Origin of the sequence: Marinobacter sp. (assembly GCF_033722735.1) — a bacterium.
Taxonomy (GTDB): domain Bacteria; phylum Pseudomonadota; class Gammaproteobacteria; order Pseudomonadales; family Oleiphilaceae; genus Marinobacter.
Map to the genome: position 1 here is coordinate 1 of NZ_JAWVYN010000049.1, position 5,136 is coordinate 5,136.

Here is a 5,136-nt window from a genome sequence, read left to right on the forward strand (position 1 = left end):
CCCATGCGGTGGATTCCCAGGGTCATGCGACTGCCCGACTGGCTGTTTACCCGGCTGGCGAAGAAGATGCTGGCCATCGACCCGCTGGCCCGCTCTTCCATGTGGGAGGACCTGGAGGCCGGCCGTCCCACCGAGGTGGACTGGATCAATGGCGAAGTGGTTCGGCTCGCCGACTCACTCGGGCGCCAAGCACCGGTGAACGCCCGGCTGACCCAGCTGGTGCACGATTGCGAACGGCAGCGGCGAAGCTGGAGCGGGGCCGAGCTGCTGAGTGCGCTGACCTCATAAAGGAGAATGCCTCTCATTTACAGGCAATCAGATTACATCGTTGTAAGCTTTATCTCACACCACCAGACTGAAATCTCCCGTTTGCCCCACGCTGGCCTTCATTAGAATAGACAGAGTCAGGGATGACACGCCTGCAAGGACGCAGGAACACGGATGTTATGGATGATTGAAAGACTCACAGGACGTGGGTCTACAGGGACGACAGCCAGGGATTGGCAGAGCCTGAAGGAACAGGCGTTTGGTCGGCTACGGATAAGGAACACAGGGACGGTGCTCCTGTCCGTGCCCCCTCTTGTTAGGTCTCGCTAAGTCCGCGAGCCGTCGTTCATCTCTCCCCTGCCTGCCCCTCCCCATTCAACATCTGGGTCGCGCTGACACACCGTCAACTCACTCAGGAGATCTGGAATGAATCGAAATCCCTTCTTGGCAGCACTGCTGTTTACCCTGTGCCTGTTCACCGGCATCGCTCACGCCGAACCCGCCGCCGACGCCCAGCCGGTCAACATCAATACCGCCACCGCAGCGGAGCTGAGCTCCCTGGACGGCATCGGTGAGAGCAAGGCGCAAGCCATCGTTGCCTACCGGGAAAGCCACGGCCCGTTCCAGAGCCCGGCCGAGCTGACCAACGTTCGCGGCATCGGCGACCAGACGCTCAGCCAGAACGCGCCCCGCATTACCCTCGAATAAGGGCTACGCTTCGCTGGCCACGACTTCTTTGGCCACTACACGAAAGTTGGGCTGGACAGCCCAACTTCCGCTGCATAAGGTTGTGTAAAGGAGTCTGTACAACGGTACAACCCAGAGCAGCGGAATCTCGCCATGACTGACCCGATCAAGGTGTATCCGCCCAAACCTTCCAAGGTTTACTTCTTTGGCACCTGCCTGGTGGACCTGTTTTACCCCGAGGCCGGTCTGGCGGGCATCCATTTGCTGGAGCGGGAAGGCATCGAGGTGCTGTTTCCCCAGGGCCAGACCTGCTGCGGCCAGCCCGCCTACACTTCCGGCTATCACGACGAGGCCCGGGCCGTCGCCGCCGCCCAACTCGACCTGTTTCCGGAGAACTGGCCCATCGTGGTGCCCTCCGGCTCCTGCGGGGGCATGATGCGCAAACACTACCCCCAGCTGTTCCGCGACACGCCGCAGCAGGCCCAGGCCGAGGCTATCGCCGGACGGGTCTGGGAGCTGACGGACTTTCTGCTCAATGTGTGCCACATCCAGCTGGAAGACCTGGGCGAGCCCACCACCGTGGCGCTGCATACCTCCTGCTCGGCCCGTCGTGAGCTGGGCCTGGCCGAGGTGGGGCCGGCCTTGCTGGGGCAACTGAAGAACGTGACCCTGGCCGAGCAGGTCCGGGCCGAGGAGTGCTGCGGATTTGGTGGCACCTTCGCCGTGCGTCACCCGGCCATCTCCGGCGCCATGGTCAGCGAGAAGGTGGAAGCCATCGCCGACACCGGCGCCCAGGCGTTCGTCACCACCGACTGTGGCTGCCTGATGAACATCGACGGCTACGCCGAGAAGGCCCAGCAAGCCGTCCGAGGCCAACACCTTCTCAGCTTCCTGTGGGCACGCACTCGTAAGCCGCAGCAGGACGCTTCCAGGGAGTCGCAGCCATGAGCGACGGCGCGGCCTCCCCCCGGGACGCAGTGCGGGACTTTCACCCCCGCGCCCGCGCCGCCCTTCATAACCCGCAGATTCGGCACAACTTCCGCAAGGCCATGGACGGGCTGATGGCCAAACGCAAAGCCGCCTTCCACGACTGGGACCTGGAAGCGCTGAGAACCCTGGGCGCCAACATCCGCCGCCGGGCGCTGGCGCAGTTGCCGGACCTGCTGGTACAGCTGGAGCAGCAGCTCATCGCCAACGGCATCCAGGTGCACTGGGCCAACGACGCCGACGAGGCCTGCCACATTGTCAGCAACATCTGTTTGGCGCGCCACGCCAGGAAGGTGATCAAGGGCAAGTCCATGGTGTCCGAGGAGATGGAGCTCAACGATTATCTGGAAGAGCATGGCATCGAGGCGCTGGAATCCGACCTGGGGGAATACATTGTCCAGCTGGCGGAGGAAACGCCCTCCCACATCATCATGCCGGCCATTCACAAGAACACCGGCGAGATCTCCGAGCTGATGCACCACAAGACTGGCACCGAGCGGTCCAATGACGTGGAGTACCTCACCGCCAGCGCCCGGGCCCAGCTGCGGGAGAAGTTCATGCAGGCGGACGTGGGGATCTCCGGTGTCAATTTTGCAGTGGCTGAGACCGGTACCCTGTGCCTGGTGGAAAACGAGGGCAACGGCCGTATGACCACCACGGTCCCTCCCTGCCACATCGCGGTCACCGGCATCGAGAAGGTGGTGCCCGGGCTGGACGATGTAACCGCCCTGCTGGCCCTGCTGACCCGCTCGGCCACCGGCCAGCACATCACCACCTACTTCAACATGATTTCCGCCCCCCGCCAGCCAAACGAGCTGGACGGCCCGGAAGAGGTGCATGTGGTGCTGGTGGACAATGGCCGCTCCACCATCTACCAAGACGATGAACTGGTGGATACCCTGCGTTGTATTCGCTGCGGGGCCTGCATGAATCACTGCCCGGTGTACACCCGCGTGGGGGGCCACGCCTACGGCACCACCTACCCCGGCCCCATCGGCAAGATTCTCATGCCGCATTTGCTGGGGCTGGATGAGACCCGGCACCTGCCCAGCGCCTCCAGCCTTTGCGGCGCCTGCGGCGAGGTCTGCCCGGTGCGCATACCGATTCCGGACCTGCTGGTCCGGCTGCGCCAGGAGGCGGTGGATGGCGACCGCCTGCACCCCGCCCAGGTCCGCGGTCACGGCAGCAAACGCAGCGGTGCCGAAGCGCTGGCATGGCGGCTCTGGCAATGGGTCCATACCCGGCCCGCCCTGTACCGGCTGGCCACCCGACTGGCGACGAGACTGCGCCGGTTACAGCCACAGAAAGTGGGCGCCTGGACCGACTACCGCACCGCCCCGCGCCTGGCCCGCCGCAGCCTGCATGAGTTAATCAAGGACAAACGATCATGAGCGCCCGTGAACAGATCCTGCAACGGCTCAAGCACCGCCGCGGCCACGACCTACCGGTGCCGGAGTGCGACTTTTCGGTGCTGGATCGCGGCAAGGCCTCGCTGGCGGACCGACTGGATCAGTTCGAACAGACCCTGGAGTCGGTGCATGGGGAGGTTCATCGGGTGCATCGCCATGACTGGCTGGAGCGGCTGGTCGAAGTGCTGCAGACCCGCCAGGCCAGTAACCTACTGCTTCCCCGGGAGCACGCCATTGGTCGGGCGGTTCGGGAGTCGCGACAACGCGGGCTGCCGGAACTACTGTCCTACGACCGCCCCATCGAGAACTGGCAACGGGACCTGTTCACCGCCGTGGACGCCAGCCTCACTTCCACCCGGGGCGGCATCGCCGAGACCGGCTCGCTGATCCTCTGGCCCACCGCCGACGAACCCCGGCTGATGAGCCTGGTGCCGCCGGTGCACATCGCGGTGCTGAAGGCCAGCGCACTCTATGGCACCTTCCTGGAGGCCATCCACGCCCAGGGCTGGGCCAGCGGCATGCCCACCAACGCCCTGCTGATCTCCGGCCCGTCCAAGACCGCCGACATCGAACAGACGCTGGCCTACGGGGTACATGGTCCCAAGGAACTGATTGTGCTGCTGATCGAGGACGACCAGGGCTGATTCGCCCACCGTCAGGCCGATTTGGCCTGGCGCTGTTTCTCCAGCATGTTCGGCTGCAGGATTTCGATCCAGTAGCCGTCCGGGTCCTGGATAAACGCCAGCCCCTTCATCTTGCCGTCGTCCGGGCGCTTGACGAAGTTGACTCCCAACTTCTCGAACCGCTCCGCGGCCTGGTAGACATCCGGCACGGCAATGCCGATATGACCGAAGCCCTGGGGCTGGTCATTGCCGTTGTGGTACTGGAAGTCGTCCTCGTCTTCGCTGCCCCAGTTGTGGGTCAGCTCGAGCATGGCCTCGCGGCCAAAGGTGAAGGCGGTCCGGTGGGCATCGTCCTGGGGCACCAGGGACGCCTGACGATCATCCAGATAGCCCAGGAAGTACAGCGAGAACTTCATCTCCGGAAAATCGAGCTTGCGCACCAGCCGCATGCCCAGCACCCGGGTGTAGAAATCCAGGCTGACGGCCGGGTCCTTGATCCGCAGCATGGTCTGGTTGAAGACGTATCCTTCTGTCTCTGGCACCGGTGCTTCATACAGACCCGGCGCCTGTTCGAAATGCTTGGGCATGTTGGGCTCCCTTTTGGTTCAACGCATTAAATGCTATACCTGCGTGCGCTTCAGGGAGATTTCAAGGGAGCCGGCTGCTCAGGCGGCCACTTGCGGCAGGAACGAGGTGTCCACCCAATAGTTTTTCAGGTTGGCCTCATCCACCAGCACGGGCACAGTGTCGCCCGGAAGATGAGCGCTGGGATCAAACCACAGGTTGTCACTGCGGAACACGTGGATCTGGCCGGTTTGCGGATGCTGCCACTGGCAGACAATGCGGTAGGGACTGCGGCCATTCACCTTCAGACCGGTGTTGTGCTCCACATTCTGGACCAACGCATGGATCTGCACCCCATGCTGCTTCAAGTGCGCCTGGGACCGCTGCTTCAGCGCGCCCTGCAACAACAGGCCACCGCCAATGCCACCAAAGATCAGCCCCAGTACACCCACAATCAACGCACCGCCCCACAGGGAGAAGAACCCGTTAATCCGTGCGCTTGCCGGGTTCTCGGCCTCGTACAGGACCGGAACCAACTCGCCACGGCTGTAGGAGGGCGGATTGGAGCCAGTGCTGGATTTGAACTCCACCTGGCGGCC

At 63.6% G+C, this 5,136-nt stretch carries 7 protein-coding genes; 5 read left to right on the plus strand and 2 right to left on the minus strand.

What is annotated here, in order from left to right; genetic code table 11:
• The 5 genes from R3175_RS17785 to R3175_RS17805 form a co-directional block, all read left to right on the plus strand.
• On the plus strand, positions 1-288 hold a 288-nt coding region (locus tag R3175_RS17785), incomplete at its 5' end, for a ketopantoate reductase C-terminal domain-containing protein (protein WP_318945684.1).
• 405 nt (positions 289-693) lie between these two features.
• Complete coding sequence (locus R3175_RS17790) at positions 694-975, plus strand: helix-hairpin-helix domain-containing protein (RefSeq protein WP_318945685.1); 282 nt, start codon at positions 694-696, stop codon at positions 973-975.
• Positions 976-1,107: 132 nt separating this feature from the next.
• Positions 1,108-1,902 (plus strand): (Fe-S)-binding protein, encoded by a 795-nt coding sequence (locus tag R3175_RS17795; protein ID WP_318945686.1) that lies wholly within the window; start codon positions 1,108-1,110, stop codon positions 1,900-1,902.
• On the plus strand, positions 1,899-3,332 hold the full coding sequence (locus R3175_RS17800; protein WP_318945687.1) for a LutB/LldF family L-lactate oxidation iron-sulfur protein: 1,434 nt from the start codon (positions 1,899-1,901) through the stop codon (positions 3,330-3,332). Before R3175_RS17795 ends, R3175_RS17800 begins: the two co-directional genes overlap by 4 nt.
• The gene (locus tag R3175_RS17805) at positions 3,329-3,994 is read left to right on the plus strand and encodes a lactate utilization protein (RefSeq protein WP_318945688.1); all 666 of its coding nucleotides are present in this window, start codon (positions 3,329-3,331) and stop codon (positions 3,992-3,994) included. The genes R3175_RS17800 and R3175_RS17805 overlap by 4 nt, the downstream gene beginning before the upstream one ends.
• Positions 3,995-4,005: 11 nt before the next feature.
• Here R3175_RS17805 and gloA read toward each other — a convergent pair whose 3' ends face one another.
• Complete coding sequence (gene gloA / locus R3175_RS17810; RefSeq protein WP_318945689.1) at positions 4,006-4,560, minus strand: lactoylglutathione lyase; 555 nt, start codon at positions 4,558-4,560, stop codon at positions 4,006-4,008.
• Between the two features lie 78 nt (positions 4,561-4,638).
• Positions 4,639-5,136 (minus strand): DUF3592 domain-containing protein (locus R3175_RS17815; protein ID WP_318945690.1); only part of this gene is annotated, 498 nt, incomplete at its 5' end.

Excerpts from the sequence above, each read along its gene's own strand:
- R3175_RS17790 (WP_318945685.1), top strand. The coding sequence starts at position 694 with ATGAATCGAAATCCCTTCTTGGCAGCACTGCTGTTTACCCTGTGCCTG.
- R3175_RS17795 (WP_318945686.1), top strand. The coding sequence starts at position 1,108 with ATGACTGACCCGATCAAGGTGTATCCGCCCAAACCTTCCAAGGTTTAC.
- R3175_RS17800 (WP_318945687.1), top strand. The coding sequence starts at position 1,899 with ATGAGCGACGGCGCGGCCTCCCCCCGGGACGCAGTGCGGGACTTTCAC.
- R3175_RS17805 (WP_318945688.1), top strand. The coding sequence starts at position 3,329 with ATGAGCGCCCGTGAACAGATCCTGCAACGGCTCAAGCACCGCCGCGGC.
- gloA (WP_318945689.1), bottom strand. The coding sequence starts at position 4,560 with ATGCCCAAGCATTTCGAACAGGCGCCGGGTCTGTATGAAGCACCGGTG.